Source organism: Dyadobacter sp. AC419 (assembly GCF_979253085.1).
In genome coordinates this window covers 90,143-112,405 of the sequence record NZ_CEEDCD010000019.1, presented here as the reverse complement: position 1 = coordinate 112,405, position 22,263 = coordinate 90,143, and the positions used below count along the sequence as shown (strand labels likewise).

Here is a 22,263-nt window from a genome sequence, read left to right as displayed (position 1 = left end):
AAAATCATAGTTATTGGTTTGATATTGATTGGCTGCTCCGCCCAACTGCGGCCTAATTTTGCCGTATCATCATTAAATCATTCAACAATGAAAATTTTAGTAACAGGAGCGACAGGAAAAGTAGGCAGCCGTTTAGTGCCACGGTTGATAGCCAAAGGTTTTGATGTATCGATATTGGTCAGGGACATGGCAAAGGCTGGCGGATTGATAGAACTCGGCGCAACACCCATAACCGGCGATCTTTTTGAACCAGCCACCTTGCCTGCGGCGGTAGCTGGCATGGATGCCGTTATTCACCTTGCCGCGCTCTTCCGAACCCTTACAGATAACGAAGGCATCATCAAAACCAACCACGAGGGAAGTATCGCATTAGCGCAAGCAGCACACGAAGCCGGTGTCAAACGATTTGTTTTTACCAGCACCTCTAATGTGTACGGGTCAGGTTACCACCGCCCTGCAAAAGAAAACGAACAGGTGGATATCAACGATCCACGCGCTTACTCTTCCAGCAAGATCGCGGCAGAAAGGGAATTGATCGAGATGCAGCAAAACCAGGGATTTGACGTTCGTATCTTGCGTCTTGGCTTTGTTTACGGTGATAAAGACCCCCACATCGCCGAAATTATCCCATACATTAAAAAACTGAACATGCATTCAGGATCGCGCATGCACATGGTACATCACCTGGATGTTGCGCAGGCACTGGTTCTGCTGCTTACCATTGAAGGATTGGATGGCGAAATCTTCAATGTGGCCGACGATGCGCCAATCACTTTGTATGAACTGGCTGATTCTGTCGGAAAAGCGACAGATACCTTTGATGGAAAGGACGGGCCGCTTAATGACCCTTTTCAAGGCGTTCAGGATATTTCCAAACTCCGCAGGAAAACCGGCTTCCGGCCATTGGTGCCTAGCTATTATGTGGCCCGCGATCTTGATATTTTGTAGCCATACCCTGGGCTGGCTTTCAATAAATAAATAATTCTTTATCACTTGTCATCTTTTTCAATAAATCGCTACTAATGGTGCGGATTAACAGTGAAAAACCCTTCGCGTTCAACTTGAATTTGAAAAAGATATAGATTACACCATGAAAGACCTCAAAGCCAACTTAAAGGGACAATCATTTCATTTTGTCAAAAACAAATAGCATGGAAAAACAGTTTTTGGAGATGATCGCCATACATAAAGCCACCATTCACAAAGTGTCACGACTTTACCGGGACAGCCTTGAAGACCGAGAGGACCTTTTTCAAGAGATCGTTTTACAGTTGTGGCAGTCTTTCCCAAAATTCGAGGGAAAGTCCAAGCAAAGTACTTGGATATATAGAATTGCCCTTAACACCGCAATGGCCTGTTATCGAAAGAAGCGTATAACGTTATCATTTACCGAGCGGTTACCGGATAAAGAAGACAGCAACATTGATTATGAAAATCGGGAAAGAGAAGAACAGCTGTTTGCCATACTTAAAAAGTTAAATGAAGCAGACAGGGCTTTACTCGCATTGTTTTTCGAAGATTTCGACTATCGCGAGATGGCGGAAATAACAGGGTTGAGCGAAAACCATATCGCCGTAAAAATGGGAAGGATTAGGTCTAAGTTGAAAAAAACATTAAATCCAGCAAAATGAATATTGATGAATTGAAAAACGATTGGAACAATATCAGGCCGGAAAATACCGGCATGAAAGAGCAGCCAATGAAAAAAAAAGGTAATAACCAGTTAAATGCTATCAGACTGCGGCTTGCCATAGAAATGGTGTCGTACGTCATATTTCTGGCTGTTTACTATACGATGTTTGATGGGGACAAAAAACCGTTATACGCTAATTTGTTACTTATTGGATCTTTTCTCATGGTCATCATCCATGCCTTGACGGGCTACTTGGCAGCAAAGAATGTCATATCCGGAGAAAATATTTTGCAGTCAATGGCCAGTTACCACAAAAAGCTTAAAGGATACGCTGTAGTTTCTTTGCTGACACGGACGGTCTCATTGGCTTGTCTATTGATCTTTTTTGTTTCCTCGATAGAGCTCAATACTGATAAAAACTGGACGCTTTTTGGCTTAGTTTTGCTTGTCGCTATTCAGGCTTATTTAAATTATAAGATTTGGTCCGCCAAAATAAAGAGAATAGGTGATTGCATTGAAAATTGGCAATCATAGATAATTTAATTCGATCATATTATGTATCCCCTGACTGTTCTTTTTGCTTTTCAATCGCATCCAGCAGTTTTTGGAAAGGCTCGATAAACTTGTCGATTCCCTCCTTTTCTAGCTGGACAGCAACAGCTCCCATATCGATCCCAGCTGTCTTTACCCTTTGTAAAATAGTTGCTGCATTATCCACGTCTTCTTCCAGGCGGCTTGCCGGATCGCCATGGTCCCGGAATGCTTCTAACGTTTGCAGTGGGATGGTGTTGACCGTGTTCGGCCCGATGAGTGCTTCGACATATCGCGTATCCTTGAAACCGGGATCTTTACTGCTTGTACTTGCCCAAAGCAATCGCTGCGGAACTGCACCTTTTTCAGCTAATCTTTTCCAGCGGTCGGAGCTGAACATGCGTTTATAAATTTGATAAGCCATTTTTGCGGATGCAATGGCAATTTGCCCGTGCAGGTCACCTAGGCCATTCTTTTCTAAGAAAGGGTCTACTAAAATGTCTATTCGGCTCAAAAAAAGCTGGCCACTGAAGATACAGTATTGATAGGCAATCCTTGTCTGTCCCTGTTTTCTAGGCCCGAAATATATGCTTCCACGACCGCTTCATAACGTTCAAGGCTAAACAGCAAAGTAACATTCACGTTGATCCCCTCGCTAATGGCTGTCTGGATTGCAATAATTCCAGCCTCAGTACCCGGGATTTTGATCATTACATTTTCTTTATCAACCTGCTGCCAGAGCTCGCGCGCCTGCCTAATGGTCGCTTGGGTATCGTGCGCAAGGAACGGGGATACTTCCAGGCTGACATACCCGTCAACGCCGACTACATCTTCTTCGTTGTATACAGGTGCCAGCACATCACATGCGAGTTTGATATCAGATACAGCCATTTGAAAGAATACTTCATCAGTAGTTAGGCCATCTTTGGTTAGTCGGGTAATATCTTCGTCATAATCGGAGCTGCCGCTAATGGCTTTTTCGAAAATGGCAGGATTAGATGTGACGCCGCGCACACCATCTTCGTCAATCAATCTCTTTAATTCTCCCGAAAAAATGATCCTACGATCAATAAAATCCAGCCAAATGCTCTGGCCGAAATCATGTATTTGTTTCACTTTATTGATATCCATACTCAGAATTCGTTTATAATAAGTATTAAAGCGCCCATTTAATAATCGTGCCAATGTATACAAATGTAGATTGTTGCCGGATTGGACCGTAACTGTCACGAATCAATATCTCTTAACATTAACCATTAAATGAAATTTGTACAAAAACGAAGTTCTAGTCATCCTACTGACATACAGCTGTCATTGCCGCTACATACTTTTGGAAAGACAATAACGAATTCTTCAATCCTATGAAATTTACATCCATTCGAATTATTACCGAAGATATTAACCCGCTCATTGGTTTTTATGAAAGGGTTACAGGCTTGCCGGTTACCCGGCACACGGACGATTTTGCAGAATTACGTTCTTCATCTTTCATAATAGCGATAGGCAGTACCCGCACCTTACAACTTTTCGGAGGAGCTCATCTGGCGACACCGGCTTCAAACCACTCCGTAATACTGGAGTTTCAGGTGAATGATGTTGATGCTGAATTTAATAATCTTAAAGACTTTCTGGGCGATAATATTTTTCAGATACCAACAACCATGCCCTGGGGGAACCGTTCGATGTTATTCCGTGATCCAGATGGAAACCTGGTAAACTTCTTTACGCCTGCTGCGTCCGATCAAACTAATGCCGCAATGGACCATTTACCAAACGCTAAACTACTTTCATTAAAACAAAAAAAGTCTTGATAATACTACAATAACACTTGCAACATTAAGCTCTAACGCGGCACTATACGTAATTTTATAAAGGCATGGTTTTGTAGGACACTGCCGGGAAAAGTGAATTTAGATCCAAAGTAAGTTTAGAGTAACTAAGCCCTTTGACCAGCGTACCCATCATGATTTTGATGTTTTTGGTAGGCTGGCAAAGGCACCAAGCTTTCTTCTCCCCATAAAACGCTGCCGACATCGCACCAGCGATGATAAGGTTTTGGTGTGCCAACATTGCGGCCAAAAATTAGATTTGTGCTTCAGGCAAGCAAACTTAAACGCGCTTAATTTTCTTCCATCTGGTTCTTAGATACGCTCCAAAGTGAGCATGTACTCCAAGTGAAATTCCATGTTCCTGTAAAGCCGTAACTTAAAAAACAGAAAACTAGCGGAAAGTGCTTCCGATAGTTTTCTGTTTTTGAAATCAACTATAATAAAAATATCGCTCGCCCGGGCTTATCGATTAAGCATGACCCGTCGGCTGACCTCTTCGCCGTTGGTATGCCTGATTTTCAAAACATACATTCCCGCAGGCAAGTGCTTAATAGAAATGCGTTGCTGTACTGCTTCGCCTGACTGGTAAACCGACTTGCCCACCATATTAAAAATTTCGACTGATTTGACCTGGCTCCAATCGGTGCTGGTCAGGTAAAGTAAGTCCGAAACCGGGTTTGGATGAAACCCGGATTGAAGAACCGAAACGGCAAATGCCACATTGATGACCCGGCTGTAAGCAAAAGTTCTGTCCAGATCAATCATTTTCAGGCGATAATAATTATCGCCTGCGCTCGGTTTACTGTCTACGAATCCGTAAGATTTTAGCGTAAAGCTTTCGCCATTAGACTTTGCAGTGCCCACAGTCTGCCAATTTTTACCATCGCTGCTGCGCTCTATATCAAACCTGTCGCTATTAGTTTCTTCTGCGGTCCGCCATTGCAGAACAGCTGTATTTTCAACGTTAGAGCCAGTGAATTCGATTAGGGTAACCGGCAGCGAGCAATCCTTGAAAGCGACCAGCGTTGTCGAACAGGTCCCTAATGTGGCAGTTATCGTCGCGGTTTGCTTGCTTGGAATACCTGTTACGGTATTGCCGCTTACAACGCCCAAGTCGGACGTGATAATTGCTCCCGGCGAGGCTGTAAACAACACTGTGTACGTGTTCAGGTTGGTCGCGCATTCATATTGCGCGCCGGAAAGAGCAATGGTCGGCGATTCGCTTACGCTAATCGTGGCAGTCTGTCCGGATACAGAACTCGATGCCTCACCTGCGCCGCTGACGCTCGTTAAGGTGTAAATGAATGTTCCAGTGGTGCTGGTGGATACACTTAAAGTCGCCGTTGTGTTGGAACCCGTTGTCGACACGGTTTGATCCGCACCGCCGTTAACGTTATAAGTAAATGTAAAAGGTGCTATCCCGTTGACCGACGAGAAGGTTATCAGGGGCTGGGTTGCGTCCTGACAAGTGTTTACCGTTCCCGAAATGGTTGCAGAAAGATCATTAGCAACCGTGATAGTGGTGCTTTGCACCTCGGAAGGCGTCAGCGAACAGGATGATGCATCTGAAACGCTTACAAGTTCATAGTTGAATACGCCTGTAACACCCGTTGGTTGGCTTACCGTTGCCGTCGTTGCAGCTACTGTCGTGGAAACCGTCACATTGCTGCCGCCATTCACATGATAAGTAAATGTATAAGGCAGAGTGCCGCCCGCAGCCTCAAATGTAACAACGGGTGGAATCGCTCCCTGATTGACCGTCGTTGTTCCACTCACTGTTGCGCTTGTGATCTCATTTACCGTTAAAACTGCTGCCGCCGAAGTGCTGCTGCCGCATGGATTTGAAATAATACATCGGTATTCCGACTGATTATCCGTGGCCGGAACGTTGCTCAAAGTTAATGTAGCGTCATCTGCAGATGCATTATCGGCAAGCGTAATATCATTGAATGATCCTGCAAACGGTTTTTTCTGCCATTGATAAGTGAGGCCGGACTGGGAAGATGCCACAACGAAAGAAGTGTTTGCACCTGCACAAATGGTCTGTGGATCCGGCTCGTCTGTGATTGGTGGTGCTGGTGTAGGCGTTACCGTGACGACAAACGAACAGGTTGGCCCAGTGCCAATGCCGTTGGATGCAGTGACCTGAACAGTTGTAGCTCCCGCAGGGAATGCGTATGGGAAAGTGATTGGATTCCCATTGACCGTGTAAGTGATGGTGGCCGCCGGACATGCATCCACGCCTACCGTAAAGCTCTGCGTAGAAGTACAACTTGCTGCATCGGGTGACAATGTCTGATCGCCGGGGCAGGAAGTGATGACTGGGGTTGAAGTGATAGCGGTAACCGTTGCATCGTTTGAACCAGGCCCAGCGGGGTCATCTGTCAATACACTGCTAAAATTGCTTCCGGAAATTGTACCCTGCGTAGAGAGCAGGCAGACGGAAGGCGCAATGTCGCTGTTGATGGTTACTTTGAACTTGATGGTGATACTTTTGCCGCTGGCTAAGGTAAAACCGCTCCCCGTTCCATTCACTGTTACCGTTTCGCCAGCTTGTGCATTTTCCGTTCTGGCTGCACTTGGCGCAACTGAATCGGTAAGTTCCTTAGATATGGGTTGTTTGGCAGATGTGGCGGCCGCAGTATTCAGCTGGGTTTGGGTAACAACAGCGGTGGCAGAACTGGCATCTTGTTTCCCAGAGGACATATCTTCTGCGATAGCCTCGCGAAGATTGACAGCGCCAGGCAATACACATGTAGCATTATAAGATATGGTGCCTAATCCGCTTTGTATAGCACGGTCGACAGGCGTGTTGCCGCCAGCATTCCATACTGCGGGTACGGTAGAACCGGTACCCTGCAAGCGAACTTCCGAAATCGGACTACCGGCTCTGGCACGGAAGGCAATGCGGGTGGGCGTGGGCAAGGTGATAACATTACCCGTCACATTCGAGCAAATTTTAGCGCTGTTATTGGGGGTAACTTCCCCCAGACTTGGTGCAGTTACATCAATGCCATAGAAAAACGAAGTGGCTCCCGTAACTTCAACATTGTTGTTGCTGATCGTATAATTGTTTAGCGCGCCGCCCGTATTGGTGGCCTGGATACTGATGCCATGAATGTTAGTTGCATTTTTTACCGTATTCCCTTGGATAAGGACCGTTCCTCTGGCTGTATTCAGACCCGGTTCAATGCCTTCCGAGGAGCTAACAATTCCTGAGACAGCATTGGAACCCACTGCATTCTCGGTTGTATTATTGAGAATGGTTCCTTCCATAAAACCGTTCTGAAATGCAAAGGTATTAATCCCAATCCCACCATTGTGCTTTACTGAATTGCCTTCCAGGTGAAATTTGGCAGTGGCATTATTGAATGCAGCCACATCGATACCTCTGCCAATGCCGTTGCCCGGATCAACCCCCGAACCCCGGATGTCACTGGTAACCTGGCTGTTGTCATTCGCATATATTTCTATTCCGGCGGTGCGGCAGTTCAAGAATTTTGAGTTGTTTGTCACCTTTACATTCATGACAGAAGTGCCATAGCCAATCACCTGCAAGCCCGAAGCGCCATCCGCATCCTGGAACACTGAGTTGTCAACGGTCAGCTTTGTCATGTTGGTGCTGAAATTGGCAAAGTAAGCTACCCGGCCACCCGGATCACTTAAGGTCGAGTTCACAATGCTATTTGTTCCACCCGTGTTGACGGCGAAAATACAGCCTTCAAACGAATTGGCTGCTGAACCTGATGAACCGATGGCACCATTTGTAAAATTGAAATTACTGCAACCCCTTAGATTTATCCCTTCCTGTGCTACCGTTCCGCTGATAAATACACGGTCCATAGTCAAGCCGTTGGTATTAAGTGCAAACACTGCTGCATTGGCCCCTGAATTGTTGATGTCCGCAGGAGATGTAGTACCGGCTGGTGTAGTGCCGTCGACCTGGTTAGCATTTACCAGGTTTATATTTTTCAATATAATGTTGGTGGTGTTTTGCAAATCAATGCCTCTCTGGCTGATGTTTTGGATAGTCCCACCAGTTCCGGCACTAGTTCCGCTGCCGGTAACCTGAAATGTACCATTGGTACCCGAAATGATTATCCCTTTGTTCCCACCGTTCGCGTTGACCGTATTCAGGGTCACATTTATGGCGATGTCTCCGGTAATATCAACAGCCGGAGCATTGGTAGCCGTGAGTGTTCCCGAAAAAATTACGATACCTCCCGTAACGTTTGAAAGCTTGATCGGACTGCTTCCGCTAACGCTGGATGAAACCTCGCCAAATACAGCAGCCAATTCTTTACCCGAAATATTGAACGCAGCGCCTGTGCCGGTCAGGTTAATTTCGCTTGCCGTGAACTTCCCGCTGGCACCACTTGTAAATTTGGCGCCTAAGCTGTTGCCAATGTTCAGTCCCTGGACCGTGGCTGCGCCGGACATGTTAAACACGTCCCCGCCAGAGTTAACGATGGACGGGCGCGCGCCGCCGGTAGCCGGAAGCAAATTGCTACCGCTGGGCGCAGCAAGGCCAGTGAGTGCAATCAGTGATGAGCCTGCCCCCTGACCGAACACTTTCTGATTGTTACGCAACGTAATGCCACCGTCATAATTGCCGCTATATATAAAGATGGAGTGCCCGTCCTGGGGACGGTTTGCTCCCCTGTGTTAATTGCCTGAAATGCACCCAATGAGTTAAACGGTCTGGAAAGTGTGCCTGTGCCGCCGCCAGCTGCATCATCATCGATGAACCAGATAGCGCTTGAAACTGTAATGGATACAGTGGCAGAAGCAGTAAGGCCCGAGCCGTTCTCGATGGTATAGGTAAAGCTGTCTGTGCCTGTAAAGCCGGCCATGGGTTCATAGGTGAATGCACCGGAATTGGCAGTAATTGTGGCCATTCCGCCATTTGCAGTGATAACATTGGTAAGGCCGTTGACACTCAGTGCGGAACCTGACGGACTCACGTCATTTTGAAAAAGACCCTGGTCCGATGCGACATTGATACCCACATTTCCGATCGTCACGTAGCTGTCATTTACGGCAACCGGACTTACTTTAACCGAGCCGGTCACCAGTGTTGTATTAACGTCTATCGTTTCGCTAAATGTTGTTCCGGTGGCGGCATCAGGCCCATTGTTAGTAATTACAATGGTATATTCGAGCTCTCCGCCTGCGGTGTTGCTGCCATTAGTGATAGCGTAGGTGTTTGTAGCGGTGAGCGCTGGTGCAAGTAATCTTTTGGGTCCTGACCTTTTGCGTACAAATGGAATTTTTACCTGTGTTTTCTGAATGGAGTTTGCAGCCGGTTTTTCCAAGCGCTCGTAAGCAATGGATACGTTGCCTGTGAGCTTGCTAACCATCTCGCTGCCCGAGGCCAACAAGGCAAGCCCTGCCAGGTAGAAGTAGAATTTTTTCATGGTTTTAGTTTGAAGGAAAAATTTGATTCATTAAAAGAAGTATTGAATGTTTTCAGAAGTCAGGTTAGGAAAAAATAGCTTCATAGCGCGTTCCGTCCGAATTCTGGGCGATTGGAACCAGGAACAGGTCCAGTGATTTACCGTCCTGCACAAGGACTTTGTAAATACCCTGTTCGTACACACTGTTTTGGGCAGTGGTTTGAAACTCCACCGAAAATGGACCCCGTTCGAGTGGCGAGTAGCCGCCAAGTTGGTTTGCTGCCACGATGGTGGCTGGCAGCGAAAGGTTTTGTGCAAATTGGATCATCACCCGTTCGCCTTTTTGTGATTGAAATTCTGCTGCGGTAAGCTTACTCAGATCGTATGTTTCCATTCCATTAAATGATAAATTCCATTGGTTTCACTGATAACTTTAAATCCCAGGCGGGTATACAGATGTTTTGCTGGATTAAAGGTTTCCACATGAATGCTGAGCGGAGTGTTAAGCTCTGCTGCTTTTTTCATGAGATCTTCAAAGATCCCTTGGCCAAAACCGCGGTTGCGGTATGCAGGCAGGATGCTAATGTCGATGATCCGCATACCCTTACCCTGGAAATTCATGTCGAGATAAAGTCTCCCGATCATTTTGTGCTCATATTCAATTATCCAGAAATGGGCACCGATGTAATTTTTCTGATAATACTCTTGCTGCGCTTTGAACTGGCTTGTCAGGAATTCCTTTTTCATCTGATCGGTCCATGAGGGAACCTGCTGCATTTCGTTTTCGCGCGTGCTCGCATATAGCTGGCTCAGAAAAGTAGCGTCATCAAAGGCAATAGGTCTTAAAGCAAGGTCAGTGTTGGTAAGCTTCATTTTGTATTTATTCAGAAAAATAAAATCAATGCGTATCCTGTTGATTATGGGCGTTGCGGGTAGACACCTTGCAGGGCGATACAAAAATTCACAGTCAGATAGGGCATCATGTTGTTGTGGGGCAACGAGTTGCCTACGATTGACAACGTAGTAAGATTGGTCTGGACGTTGGGTTGTTGGGTACTGTCGCTGTAAACGTTCCCTTGTGTAGAGCCTGCAAGTGCTTGGTTGGTGGGTGTTTTTAATTCTGCTGGTTCAGGGGCGGCATTCATAATGTGCGTATGAACCGGTATTTCGCTTTCGAGCAATGTAACCGTCTCCATCCCACCCTTTTCTCCCAGGTAACGCTGTGAAAGTCCACCTCCCTGGCCCTGTTGCATGGGAGACGAAGCCTTCATATCGGGTAAGCCAAAGTTAGATTTGCCATCACCACCGTAGGTTGTCCCAAGTAATGAAAACAATGCGGTATTCTGAGAAATCGGCATAACTTGACCAATGCAAAATGCCCAGCCCTGCGGGGCAAAGTTGAAGGGGAATAATCTTATTTCTGCGACGAATGGGTCCATAGTATTTTTAAAGTTTTAAGATTTTAAGAATTTTCCTTTGAAGCACTTAGGTTGGTGAAGGAAATATTCCGTACATCGAAATGATAAAATTCACGCACAGATAGGGATGCATATTCGTATGCGGCTGACTGCCTCCTATCGGAAGAACATCTGCTGCCATCGGCTGGCTGGGCACGCTTGCTATAAAGCCATTAATGGTTGTGGAAACCCCGATCAATGCACTATTCGGGCTGGCCACGTCCGCACTATTCGTCGAGGCGAGCATAGCGTGGTTATGGCTCGGCATCTGCTGCGTTGTAAGCGTAATATCTTCGCTGCCGGCTTGTTCTCCTATTTGGTATGTGGTTCCGCTATAGGAGCGGCCCTGGTGGACTGGCACGCGTCCCTGCAAATCTGGCAGGTTGAACGTGTCCTGGCCGTCTCCGCCATACGTGGTTCCGATCAATTGAAACAGGGTGTCATTATCTGAAATGTGAATTGATTGCCCCTGGCATAACATCCACCCAACCGGGGCGAAATTGCCAGCGAACATTCTGATTTCCCCAACATAAGGTTGTGCCATAAAACTGTAAGGTTTTGGTTTAATTAAAAATGAAATAATGGTTTGCAGGCATCAATTAGGGCTTGGGAAAATTCCCTGCAATGCAATGCAAAAGTTGATCACCAGATATGGCTGCATGTTATTGTGGGGCTGATTTCCACCGACAGTGGAAATGGTGGCCGGCTGGAGCGCTACTAAACCGCTTGGCGCGGAGCTGTAAAAATTGTTGGGTGCACTGTTGGCCAGGTAAGCAGAAGTAGGATCATTCTGGTTCGAAGGCCCGGCATCTACTGCTGTAACATTGTGGTTGTGCGATGGCATTTCAGGGATTATCACCGTGTGTGATTCTTCTCCGCCTGGTTGGCCAAGCCTTTTGTCGAGACCCTCGTGGACGGGGGTCCTTCCTGGAAGTTCGGTAGCGCGAAATTTGTTTGCCCATTACCACCAAAAGTGGTACCCAGCAGCGAAAACAGCGCCTGGTTCTGATTGATAGGAAGGAGTTGTCCGTTGGCAAGCGCCCAGCCCTTGGGCGGAAAATTAAAGCTTACCATCCGGATTTCGGATAGAAATGGTTCGGCCATGTAGAAACGTTTGATTATTGATAGATTACTGATTTACAAGTGGAAGTTCCGACATGAATGCCGGAGCGGGTAGCAAAGGAGTGTAACCTGATCGCAGGAGGTAGAGTCAGAACTTGCGAAGGATATTTTGAGGAATATAGAAAATATTGGAAAGGAACTGGCGGCTTTTTTGAAGTGGAATCATTAGAAGTTGTTGAGTTAGGTTTGGAGCATTTCGGAACTAATATTAGGCATATTTAAACAAAAAATTGTAAAAAAATTAGTTATCGGTAAGGAAGCATATAGAAATACGGTTTTTGACTCCCACCTTCAAAGCATTTGGTTATGTACTAGTTCAATGACAATTAGGTAGAATAGGTGTATAAGAGTGCTTGCAGATCTTTACAGAAGCGAAGCTGGTAATGGAGATAAAAAATGGACTGGGGATCCAAATGTCTTGCCCTGTTGAAAAAGCAATGGGTCGCAGGGACCCTGCAAATGCGCAACGCGGCCTGATCGTTAAGTAAAAGAATTTTTTTCTGATAGGCCGCAGGGGTCTGGCCGGTCAACCGTTTGTAAGGGTTAAACCAACCTGCTCCAACAATAAATTTGATGTCGATAGTTTGAGGTAATGATTCTTTCATCCCAAAAAGAATTGTCAAACCTTAATTCGGTGCTGCATACGCCCCTCTTAGGCCGGCAGCGAAACACCCGTTCATATTCTGTTGGCTTCGCCAAGACACCAGCATAACTGGCCCAGGTCGGACTCAGCTTTTTCAACATTAAGCCGTCAAGTTCATGTATTACCAATACCAGTAGCAAATCCAACATCTGAACAGTTACCGTGTCTTGCTGCCAGTTTTTGTCTATTGGTATAAACAAAACGGAAAAATACTGATCCATTTTGACAACTTCCCGATGATGAATTCCATTTTTCTGGCTCGCAATCCCTTTTTACTGCCAATTCAAATCTTGATCGATTCGTGGTGCAACGCATATATATCGGCAACTTACCACCTAAGTAATTGCTGCGTTTCTTTGAATAAAAGAGCAATGTGAATGTTTTACTAAGCATAACATACCTGTTTTATGTGAATAAAATTAGGTCTGCAGGTCTTAAAAAATCAAGATGTTTACGAGGTGAACTGGCTGTAATACAATTAATTAAACCATTTCTGGTGAGTCAATTTTGCTTTCAGAGGTGACTCTCGATTTGCTCACCAAAGTTTTGTTAAAAATTGCAAATTTTGACATCTTTCAAAAAAACAAAAACCCCGTAAATCATTGATTTGCAGGGTTTTGATTGGTTTTAGTAAGTTATCTGGTGCACCCAACGAGATTCGAACTCATATCGTCGGTACCGGAAACCGAAATTCTATCCATTGAACTATGGGTGCTTTTTTGACAGGCCGTATGCCTGTAACGGGGTGCAAATATAGCCCGTATTTTGTCTTTTCAGCAACTGCAACGGAAAATTAGTTGCTACTTTTTGGCAAAATAAGGCCTTACAATTGTTTCAGCAGCTCCCAGTCGCCGACATCTTTGAGATATAGATAATCGAGCAGCACGCCGTTTACATTGTTGATCAGACGGTGGCCCTCTACGAATGGAACCACGTGCGTCTTAATGTACTCGTGATCCGAAAGCAGCCCCTGAGTCTGATTATGATACGATTGGATCGCTTCGGAGCTCAATTCCAATTCGCAATAAAACATATACATTGCCTCGTCGCTCGTGCCGGTGGATGGATAGAATGGCTCTTTATTAACCTGAATAAGCTGCTCTATTTCAACGGAAATACCTGTTTCTTCGAAAACTTCCCTTGCGGCAACGGCTGCTGCATCACTTTCGCTGTCCAGCATTCCTGCCGGATGCTCGTAAGTCATAGACCCATCACAAATTCTCCGCTGCTGAACCAGTAACAAGTATTTTTCTCTGGTTTCTGAATCAATAAAGCAGATGAGAACGCTGACAACTTCGCCTTTTAAAAAACAGATCGGCGGAATTTTGTTGCCTTCGGGAGTTGTTGCATCCGTGTAAAGCAGCGAAAAAAGGATTTCTCCATGGCCCGTTCTGCGGCTGTAAAGCTCATCGATATTGTGAATTTCGAGCCCGTTACTTTCCAGCTTATTTTTCCAAAGATTGTATTTATGTGAGTCGGTAAGCTTTTCGCTCATGGTATAATGCTAAATGCCTGGAATTAATTGTAGAGGGGAAATGCGATGGCAATGTATGGAACGCCGTAACTTTTACTGAAACGCTTTTGGCCGTTGTCAAGCTTCACTTCGGTTGCATAAACGATCCTTCCGTGCGTGTAGCCCAGTTTCACACCAATGCGATCCGTAACCCAATAGCGAAGGAACACTTCTGATTGTCCATTTTGGTTGTCCATCGCCAACGGAAGCAAGTTCAATGTGGCGGGATTGCTTTTCACGTATTTGTTATAATAGTCGGCGCCTTCGCCTTCCGAGAAAGTCGGCTTGGTATAAAGCCCATTTCTTCTTAGCCCGAATGCAATGCCGAAAATGTCGGTATTTGCACCAATGTCAAATCGCCATAACCGGACATTTGCACCAAGTAAAAAGCTTGCTCCATTTGCAGTTAACCTGCCGAATTCGAGTGTGTCCTGTGATAGTGCATTGTTTTTTGGCAGCAAATTAGTCCTGCCAGCGTAATATCCCCACGTGCGAACGCCCCAGCCAATCCGGAACCATTGGAAATTCGCAAGGCTCAGTTCCTGATGATACATGATCGACGGCACCCATTCTTTGTCCTGATAACCTACCCCCAGATCAATGCCTGATGTCACACGTGACAGACTTTGCGCAAACCCCTGAATTGAACCAAGAAAGACAAATAGTACTATTAAGCGGAAGCTTTTCATTGATTTTTAAATGATGTGATGGGCAAAGGTAAAAAAATGTACAAAAAAATAAGGCAGAGATCTGCATCTCTGCCTTAAGTATGGTGACAAATTAAGCAAACGGCCTTTTACAGCTTAGTTTGCTATTTGCGCTGGACTTTTCTTAAGAACAATTGCTCCCATCGGCGGAAGATCCAGGATCAGTGAATTGCTTTTTCCATGCCATTGATGTCCCTCAGAAGCAACCGGATTGTAATTGATAACGCCGCTTCCGCCAAATGACGCCGCATCGGAATTAAAGATTTCCTGCCAGCTGCCTTCCGTGAGCACGCCCACCCGGTAACCAATGCGGGGCACCGGCGTCAGATTCAGCACTATGACCAGGTTTTGAGCGGGATCCAATGCTTTTCTTGCAAAAACCAAAACAGAGTTTTCTCTGTCCTGCGTATCGATCCATTCAAATCCGTCGTGCGAGAATGAGAAATCGTACATCGCCGGCTCGGTCTTGTATAAATGATTCAAGGCAGTAACACAATCTTTCATGCCCTTATGCGCCGGATTTTCAAGCAAATGCCAGTCAAGGCTGCGCTGAAATGCCCATTCGGACGTCTGCCCAAATTCGCAACCCATGAACATGAGCTTCGTTCCCGGATGCGTAAACATGTAGGTGAACATTAACCTCAGATTCGCAAACTTCTGCCACTCATCGCCCGGCATTTTATTAATCAGCGATTTCTTGCCATAAACCACTTCGTCATGCGAGAAGGGCAGCATAAAGTTTTCTGAAAATGCATATACCAAACTGAATGTCAGCTGGTCCTGATGCCATTTGCGGAATGAAGGATCCATTTCAAAATACTTCAATGTGTCGTTCATCCAACCCATCATCCATTTCATGCCAAAACCCAGACCGCCTACGAAAACCGGACGGGATACGCCCGGAAAAGCAGTGGATTCTTCTGCAATGGTTTGAATGTCAGGAAACTCTGTATAAGCGGCAACATTCATTTCTCTTAACAATGAGATTGCTTCCAGGTTTTCGCGACCGCCGAACTCGTTAGGAATCCATTCGCCATGTTTCCTTGAATAATCCAGGTAAAGCATTGAAGCAACTGCATCCACACGAAGTCCATCCGTATGATATCTGTCGAGCCAAAAAATGGCATTACTAATCAGAAATGAGCGAACTTCATTGCGACCGTAGTTGAAAATGTAGCTTTTCCAGTCCGGGTGATAGCCTTTCCTTGGGTCTTCATGCTCATAAAGCGATGTTCCGTCAAAGCGGAATAATCCATGTGCATCGCCCGGAAAGTGAGAAGGCACCCAGTCAACATAAACGCCGATGCCTGCCTGGTGCAGCTGATCGATCAGATACATTAATTCCTGCGGAGTCCCCATTCGCGAAGCGCACGAGAAATATCCCGTAATCTGGTAACCCCACGATGGCGGATAAGGATGCTCCATAATCGGCATCAGCTCCACGTGCGTAAAACCCATTTCCTTTACATAAGGAACGAGGCTCACGGCGATTTCTTTGTAGGTCAAATATCTTTCAGGATCGGAAGGATCGCGCTGCCAGGAACCCAAATGCACTTCATAAACCGAAATTGGTGCATTCAGCTTGTTTTTTTCCTTGCGGATTTTCATCCATTCCGCGTCATTCCATTCATACCAGGTGTCCCAGACAATGGAAGCAGTCCTTGGCGCAACTTCGCACCAAAGCGCAAACGGGTCGGATTTTTCCTGCGACTGGCCGGTTTGAGATACAATAAAATACTTGTAAACCTCTCCTACTCCCACATCCGGAATCCAGCCCTCCCAAATCCCCGAGCTGTCCCATCTGGCAGCCAGCGCATGCGTGCCCTGGTTCCATCCATTAAAATTCCCGATAACCGATATGTATGTCGCATTAGGCGCCCAAACCGCGAAATAGGTTCCGGTAACGCCTTTTACTTCCATTACGTGCGAGCCAAGTTTCTCGTAAAGTTTGTAATGTTTCCCCTGACGAAAAAGGTGAATATCAAATTCTGTAAAACGGCTAATAGTTTCTACCGCATTCAACCCGTGATCCCGGACAACGTCCATCTGACTTTCAGCAGGATCAGAAATTGGTTCTGTCTTTTTTTTACCAGTTGACTTAGCCATTTGTAATACACAATTTTAGAATTCCTACGAGCATGTAAGATTTATAATTTTATTAAACTATTTCTCAAAATGTATATATTTTTTTAGGCTTAATTGTTAATACAGTCAATTACAGCGGCATAATTACATGCTGCCCGCAGCCTTCTCAACCTGGTCCAACACCCGCATAATGTTACCGCCCCAGATTTTCTCGATGTCTTTTGCCGAGTAACCGCGTTGTACAAGTTCTTCCGTAATGCCGCCAATCTGGCTCACATCGTGCAGTCCGATCACCTCGCCGCCGCCGTCAAGATCCATTCCTATGCCCACGTGATCCACACTTGTCAGCTTAATAACGTGCTCAATGTGATCAACCGCTTCTTTGAGCGTTGGCATATCCGACTTATATTTCTCATTAATCGCTTTCATTTCATCCCGCAGCGCCTTTTTGTCTGCATCTGATAAATCCGTCTGACGAATCTTCAAACGCAATGCTTTCAGTGACATTTCATGTGGTTGAGAAGGTTTTTTGACAAATCCAGGCACAAAATTGATCTGGATTACGCCTCCGTTTTTTGCCAAAGTCTTGATCATTTCATCCGTCATATTACGCGGAACGTCGCACAATGCGCGGCAAGACGAATGCGAAGCGATAACAGGCGCTTTTGTCAATTTGATTACATCATAAAAAGTCGAGTCCGAAACGTGGGAAATGTCAACCATCATGCCCAACCGGTTCATTTCTTTAACAACTTCTTCGCCAAAAGCGCTTAAACCGTTGAATTCTGGCCCATCGCCGTCTGTGGAAGAGTCGCAGATATCGTTATTGGATGAATGTGATAATGTGACGTAGCGCAAGCCGAGATCATAATATTGTTTGAGGTTTGCAATGTCCTTACCAACTGGCCAGCCATTTTCCATGCCAATAAAAACGGCACGTTTACCCTCTTTTTGCAAGCGATAAGCATCTTTTGAAGTCGTAGCAATGCCGGCGACAGCGGGGTTCAGTTTTACAGATTCATGAATTTTGTCAAAAATGGCCAGCGCTTTTTGCTTGGCTTCGGCATTCGCTTCATCCGAACGTTTGCCTTGTCCCAAATAAACTGCGAAAAACATTCCGTCCATCCCGCCCTTGATCATGCGCGGAAAATCGATTTGCGAGCGGTCTTTTTCATAGTCATGTTCCACCGCAATGTCGAAACCAGGCTTCATCATATTGATTGGCACATCGGCATGCGTATCAATTGTGAGCGCCTTTTCGTGAATTTTTGCAGCTTTGGGCGACATTTTCACTGGGGCAGTTTGCGCCAGCGAAAGAACCGGCAGCGATAACAAGAGTAATAGCTTTTTCATTTAACAGGAGTGATTGGTGTTAGGATTTGATCTGTTTTTAAGTTGAGCCTTTTTTTCTGATTTATCAACTCAGCAAGCCTTTTCCTTCATTTACTCCTAATTATCACTGCCAAGATTCTATTCAGTTAAATTTGCAATGCAATCTGCCGCATCAATGCAGTCGTTAGGCAGACAAAACTTACCTTGCATTTTAATTGAGCCTGACAGGCTTACCCTACAAAACCATCCTCCTTATTATATATGAAAAAATATCTCCTCAAAACCCGATTGCATACATTTTCAATTGTCATTGCTGCCCTCGCTTTCGGCTTTTTGCAAAGCTGTCATTCACCCCGCCAATCGGTTTCCAAAACTACAAAAAGCACTTCGGGCGCAATTGAGCAGGATTTTATGTATCAATACTCGATCATTGATGCACTAATGGCGGGTGTTTTCGACGGCGACCTGCGCATTGGAAAGTTGAAGACAAAAGGTGACTTCGGCGTCGGGACATTTAATAAAGTCGATGGCGAATTAATGATGATTAAAGGCCGTGTGTACAAAATGAGCGCTGACGGGCTGGTTAAGGAGGTTCCGGACATAGACAGCACTTCGGCTGCTTTTGTTAAATTTTTCAAAAGCGATACGATCATTCGTTTCAATGAACCTAACCTGACTTACGAAAAAATACAGGAGCTTTTGGTTGACAAACTGAATGCAAACACGATATATGCGATCAAGATCAGCGGCACATTTTCAACAATGACCACGCGCGCAGCAAGTCCGGCCAAACCGCCTTATAAAACGCTAACAGCCCATCTTGGTGAAAATCAAAAGCTTTTTAACTACGTAAATACGACCGGCAGCTGCATTGGTTTTTTGCTTCCGCCCTATCTGGCCAGGACTAATGTTCCGGGCTTTCACTTGCATTACATTGCGGATGATTTGAAAGCCGGCGGGCATATTTTCAAGTTTAAGGCCAATTCCGTTGTCGTTGAAATCGATTATGCCAAAGGATTTACCATTGAAAACAACACCAATGCGGAATTCATGAATGTTAATCTCAAACCGGATCGCGGTGCTGAGCTTAAAAAAATCGAGTAAATTTATGCTTTCGGCCCGATGGAGATTTAAACAATGATGCACGCTTTATCCAAAAACATATTGCTTTTCTGCGCCCTCAACCTGTTGGGCTGCGCCGCTGCTTTCGGACAAGTCACTTATTATGCTGACATTCTGGGGCATGGTTTCAAACAAGCAACCATTGTCCAGCCATCTGATTATGAGGGAAGTGTAACATGCACGGTGATCAAAAAGCCAACTCCCGAAAAGAGCAACAAAGCCGTATTATATGTACATGGGTTCAATGACTATTTCTTTCAGGAAGAAATGGCAGAGCGATTCATCAGCGAAGGTTACAACTTTTATGCGGTCGATTTGCGCAAATACGGACGGTCATTTTTAAGTAATCAAAAGTTTAATAATGTTCGTGATTTGTCAGAATATTTCGCTGATATCGACACCGTGCTACACATTATGAAAAGCGAAGGCTCGGAAAAAATTCTGTTGAGCGGACATTCATTAGGCGGATTAACGGTTTCGCTTTACGCGTCCGCGCATAAAGGAAATGAGCTTTTCGAAGCCGTTCTTTTAAACAGTCCTTTTTTCGACTTAAATGTTTCTGGTTTGAAGAAAACGGCTTTGCCGATGATGGTTAAAAGAGCTGAAAAACATCCCGAAACATCGATCAGCGCCGGGATAACTCCTTTATATGGAGAAAGTTTGCATAAAGACGCACATGGCGAATGGACCTATAATCTTGGCTGGAAACCGCACATTGTCCCGCCGGTGAACATTGGCTGGATCCGCGCTGTTCATCTCGGCCAGTTGCAACTGGAACAAGGTTTACAAATCGATAAGCCCGTGCTGGTGCTGCATGCTGCAAAATCCATTGATGAAAAAAAGTGGAGTGAAGCACTATTTACCGGCGATGCTGTGCTTAATGTTGACGAAGTCGCGCGTAAGGCGCAAAATATCGTGGGCCAATACAGCATTCAAGCCATCCCCGGCGGCATGCACGACCTGATTCTGTCCAGAAAACCCATCCGCGAAGAAGTCTACTCCACCATCTTCAACTGGGCTAAAAGAACAGTGAAATAACATTCCCGAAGCCTCGAAATCATCGCTCGCGGTCTCATTAAAATTGTTGATTTTTTGGCGTGGCTGATTTATGGAATTTTGTATTGTCAGTTGTCGGCAACTGGCACATTGCAAGTTCATATCATCTATTAGCCATGAAAATTTTATTGATTCTCATCAGCTGTGTTATCGCAGCATTGATCTCCTTTCATTGCATTGCGCAGGCCACATTCGTTTCCAGTGACATGCAATGTTCCGAGTTGCGGATTGCTAACATTACATTCGATTCCGCTTCTGGCGACGTTTACCGCATTCCACTCAGAAAGTACGGACTCCGGAAATCGAACTATGCAGTTATGGTCAAAGCTTCGATTGACGGAGATCCGGGCTATCATCACATCCCGGGCCCTATGCCCAATGGCGATTCTTTTACCTTCAAATTAAAGGCTGGACGAAGAAAACATGGCGATACGCTGATGATCATTCGGCGCAGCGGACACGAGCGCATTCAGTTTTCCAAGGTCAGCGTTCTTGCTTTTCGCGGGTTGGATGTTGCCGCTTTTATGCGAAATGACAAGGCGTTCCGAAAGTTCTTTTTAGCGACTTATGTGCCCTCATATCATAGCGGAGTGTTTTTAGATATGGATTGAATGCATATATTGCCGGTCGGAGTTACATCGCTTACCTGAATCTTCAATCGCAATGCAAATCAGTGACCTTAAAATTCTTTTCTTTGATATTGGCGGCGTGCTGCTTAGCAACGGCTGGGGGCATGAATCCCGGATTTTGGCAGCAGAAAAATTCGGACTTGATTATAAAGAGATGGATCAGCTTCACAACTTTATTTTCAACGTTTACGAAATTGGAAGCGTCGATCTGGATCAATATCTGGACACGGTAATTTTCAACCATCCGAGAGATTTCGTCCGGGAAGATTTCAAGGAATTTATGTATGCGCAATCCGTTGAGCTGCCGGGAATGCTTGCGTGGCTGAAAGAGTGGAAAAAAGATTGCGGCTTTCGCATCATTTCCATCAACAACGAAGGCAAAGAACTGAATGATTACCGCGTTCAAAAATTCAAATTGCACACCTGTTTTGACGCTTTCATCTCTTCCTGCGAAGTAAAAATGCGCAAGCCGGATCCACGGATTTTTGAGCTCGCAATGGGCATTGCTCAGGCGACGCCAAGTCAATGCGTGTATTTCGACGACCGCATTATGTTTGCCAATATGGCGAAAAAGCTCGGATTGCGAGCCTTCCACCATACTGGGTTTGAGTCTACAAAAGAGATTTTGGAAAACCTGAAAAAAGAACGCTTTAACAACGTTGCTTAAATATCAAAACACTTTGTCATCTGCCGAAGGCCCGTACACGGATGGGACTGCAATGTCGTTGAGCCGCATATAAACGGTTAATTGACCGCGGTGATGCACCCAGTGATTGATCGTCGATCCGATTGCGGCAATCATGGGTTGTGCGTACAAAAGCTGTCCATTGTTTTTTAGCTCGAAATCACGGTTAAACTGCTCATCCGTTGCATTTTGCAAAGCATCTTTCGCCCGCTGCATATTTTCTTCGAAGTGGTTAACAAGGGCTTGCGTTTCGCGCGTGTCGAAATGCTTGAATGTCACAAAATCAATGACTCCATCCTCAACCATCAATGCAACCCAAAGCGGGATTTCAGCAACTAGGAAAGTGAGGTAACCCATTTCCATTGATTTAGGATGAGGCTTGAAACCATAAACTGATTCGGGAATTCTTTCCAGGCATTTTCTGGTCGCAGTGTACTCTGCATCAAGCTCCTGTATATAGGCAGCTGCAAATGATCTGTTGTCCATAGCTAAATGTTTTTTACCTAAAAATGCAAAAAAACAA

At 45.4% G+C, this 22,263-nt stretch carries 21 protein-coding genes, 1 tRNA gene and 2 pseudogenes; 8 read left to right on the top strand and 16 right to left on the bottom strand.

Features of this window, described 5'->3' with window-relative positions:
- Positions 1-87: 87 nt before the first annotated feature.
- The 3 genes from AC0IYG_RS14085 to AC0IYG_RS14075 all read left to right on the top strand — a co-directional run bounded on the left by AC0IYG_RS14085 (position 88) and on the right by AC0IYG_RS14075 (position 2,167).
- Positions 88-948: an NAD-dependent epimerase/dehydratase family protein gene (locus tag AC0IYG_RS14085; protein ID WP_471711695.1), complete on the top strand. Its 861-nt coding sequence runs from the start codon at positions 88-90 to the stop codon at positions 946-948.
- A 203-nt stretch (positions 949-1,151) separates the two neighbouring features.
- Positions 1,152-1,631 (top strand): RNA polymerase sigma factor, encoded by a 480-nt coding sequence (locus tag AC0IYG_RS14080; RefSeq protein WP_471711694.1) that lies wholly within the window; start codon positions 1,152-1,154, stop codon positions 1,629-1,631.
- Entirely contained in the window at positions 1,628-2,167 is a 540-nt protein-coding gene (locus tag AC0IYG_RS14075) for a hypothetical protein (RefSeq protein WP_471711693.1), read from the top strand. The genes AC0IYG_RS14080 and AC0IYG_RS14075 overlap by 4 nt, the downstream gene beginning before the upstream one ends.
- A gap of 19 nt (positions 2,168-2,186) precedes the next feature.
- Here the strand turns inward: AC0IYG_RS14075 and tal are convergent.
- Positions 2,187-3,295: pseudogene (gene tal, locus AC0IYG_RS14070) on the bottom strand (transaldolase).
- Between the two features lie 230 nt (positions 3,296-3,525).
- On the opposite strand from tal, the gene AC0IYG_RS14065 reads away from it, so the two are divergent.
- Positions 3,526-3,975 carry a VOC family protein gene (locus AC0IYG_RS14065; RefSeq protein ID WP_471711692.1) on the top strand — a complete coding sequence of 150 codons (450 nt, stop codon included), beginning with the start codon at positions 3,526-3,528 and terminating at the stop codon, positions 3,973-3,975.
- Between the two features lie 480 nt (positions 3,976-4,455).
- On the opposite strand, the gene AC0IYG_RS14060 is transcribed toward AC0IYG_RS14065, so the two are convergent.
- From AC0IYG_RS14060 to AC0IYG_RS13995, 14 genes and pseudogenes are all read right to left on the bottom strand, one after another.
- On the bottom strand, positions 4,456-8,583 hold the full coding sequence (locus AC0IYG_RS14060; protein ID WP_471711691.1) for a T9SS type A sorting domain-containing protein: 4,128 nt from the start codon (positions 8,581-8,583) through the stop codon (positions 4,456-4,458).
- Positions 8,535-9,410 carry an Ig-like domain-containing protein gene (locus AC0IYG_RS14055; RefSeq protein WP_471711690.1) on the bottom strand — a complete coding sequence of 292 codons (876 nt, stop codon included), beginning with the start codon at positions 9,408-9,410 and terminating at the stop codon, positions 8,535-8,537. The genes AC0IYG_RS14060 and AC0IYG_RS14055 overlap by 49 nt, the downstream gene beginning before the upstream one ends.
- Positions 9,411-9,474: 64 nt before the next feature.
- Positions 9,475-9,783, bottom strand: coding sequence for a DUF6916 family protein (locus AC0IYG_RS14050; protein ID WP_471711689.1), 309 nt, complete (start codon positions 9,781-9,783; stop codon positions 9,475-9,477).
- On the bottom strand, positions 9,765-10,262 hold the full coding sequence (locus AC0IYG_RS14045; protein WP_471711688.1) for a GNAT family N-acetyltransferase: 498 nt from the start codon (positions 10,260-10,262) through the stop codon (positions 9,765-9,767). Before AC0IYG_RS14045 ends, AC0IYG_RS14050 begins: the two co-directional genes overlap by 19 nt.
- A 44-nt stretch (positions 10,263-10,306) precedes the next feature.
- Entirely contained in the window at positions 10,307-10,828 is a 522-nt protein-coding gene (locus AC0IYG_RS14040; RefSeq protein WP_471711687.1) for a phage tail protein, read from the bottom strand.
- A gap of 46 nt (positions 10,829-10,874) precedes the next feature.
- A complete protein-coding gene (locus AC0IYG_RS14035; RefSeq protein WP_471711686.1) occupies positions 10,875-11,390 on the bottom strand; it encodes a phage tail protein in 516 nt (171 codons plus the stop codon).
- A gap of 51 nt (positions 11,391-11,441) precedes the next feature.
- Positions 11,442-11,950: pseudogene (locus AC0IYG_RS14030) on the bottom strand (phage tail protein).
- Between the two features lie 344 nt (positions 11,951-12,294).
- Positions 12,295-12,573 (bottom strand): hypothetical protein, encoded by a 279-nt coding sequence (locus AC0IYG_RS14025; protein WP_471711685.1) that lies wholly within the window; start codon positions 12,571-12,573, stop codon positions 12,295-12,297.
- A 152-nt stretch (positions 12,574-12,725) separates the two neighbouring features.
- Entirely contained in the window at positions 12,726-13,004 is a 279-nt protein-coding gene (locus AC0IYG_RS14020; protein ID WP_471711684.1) for an Arm DNA-binding domain-containing protein, read from the bottom strand.
- Between the two features lie 247 nt (positions 13,005-13,251).
- A tRNA-Arg gene (locus AC0IYG_RS14015) sits at positions 13,252-13,326 on the bottom strand.
- Positions 13,327-13,434: 108 nt separating this feature from the next.
- The gene (locus AC0IYG_RS14010) at positions 13,435-14,106 is read right to left on the bottom strand and encodes an NUDIX hydrolase (RefSeq protein ID WP_471711683.1); all 672 of its coding nucleotides are present in this window, start codon (positions 14,104-14,106) and stop codon (positions 13,435-13,437) included.
- Positions 14,107-14,129: 23 nt separating this feature from the next.
- Positions 14,130-14,813, bottom strand: a complete 684-nt coding sequence (locus tag AC0IYG_RS14005) for a hypothetical protein (RefSeq protein ID WP_471711682.1) — start codon at positions 14,811-14,813, stop codon at positions 14,130-14,132.
- A gap of 114 nt (positions 14,814-14,927) precedes the next feature.
- Positions 14,928-16,937 (bottom strand): 1,4-alpha-glucan branching protein GlgB, encoded by a 2,010-nt coding sequence (glgB, locus tag AC0IYG_RS14000; protein WP_471711681.1) that lies wholly within the window; start codon positions 16,935-16,937, stop codon positions 14,928-14,930.
- A 123-nt stretch (positions 16,938-17,060) separates the two neighbouring features.
- Positions 17,061-18,269: a dipeptidase gene (locus tag AC0IYG_RS13995; RefSeq protein ID WP_471711680.1), complete on the bottom strand. Its 1,209-nt coding sequence runs from the start codon at positions 18,267-18,269 to the stop codon at positions 17,061-17,063.
- Positions 18,270-18,509: 240 nt separating this feature from the next.
- On the opposite strand from AC0IYG_RS13995, the gene budA reads away from it, so the two are divergent.
- The 4 genes from budA (at position 18,510) to AC0IYG_RS13975 (ending at position 21,722) form a co-directional block, all read left to right on the top strand.
- Positions 18,510-19,352 carry an acetolactate decarboxylase gene (budA, locus tag AC0IYG_RS13990; RefSeq protein WP_471711679.1) on the top strand — a complete coding sequence of 281 codons (843 nt, stop codon included), beginning with the start codon at positions 18,510-18,512 and terminating at the stop codon, positions 19,350-19,352.
- Between the two features lie 33 nt (positions 19,353-19,385).
- Positions 19,386-20,408 carry an alpha/beta hydrolase gene (locus AC0IYG_RS13985; protein WP_471711678.1) on the top strand — a complete coding sequence of 341 codons (1,023 nt, stop codon included), beginning with the start codon at positions 19,386-19,388 and terminating at the stop codon, positions 20,406-20,408.
- A gap of 134 nt (positions 20,409-20,542) precedes the next feature.
- A complete protein-coding gene (locus tag AC0IYG_RS13980) occupies positions 20,543-21,037 on the top strand; it encodes a hypothetical protein (RefSeq protein ID WP_471711677.1) in 495 nt (164 codons plus the stop codon).
- A 52-nt stretch (positions 21,038-21,089) separates the two neighbouring features.
- A complete protein-coding gene (locus tag AC0IYG_RS13975) occupies positions 21,090-21,722 on the top strand; it encodes an HAD family hydrolase (protein WP_471711676.1) in 633 nt (210 codons plus the stop codon).
- A 3-nt stretch (positions 21,723-21,725) separates the two neighbouring features.
- Here AC0IYG_RS13975 and AC0IYG_RS13970 read toward each other — a convergent pair whose 3' ends face one another.
- Entirely contained in the window at positions 21,726-22,226 is a 501-nt protein-coding gene (locus tag AC0IYG_RS13970; protein ID WP_471711675.1) for a DinB family protein, read from the bottom strand.
- Positions 22,227-22,263 lie beyond the last annotated feature (37 nt).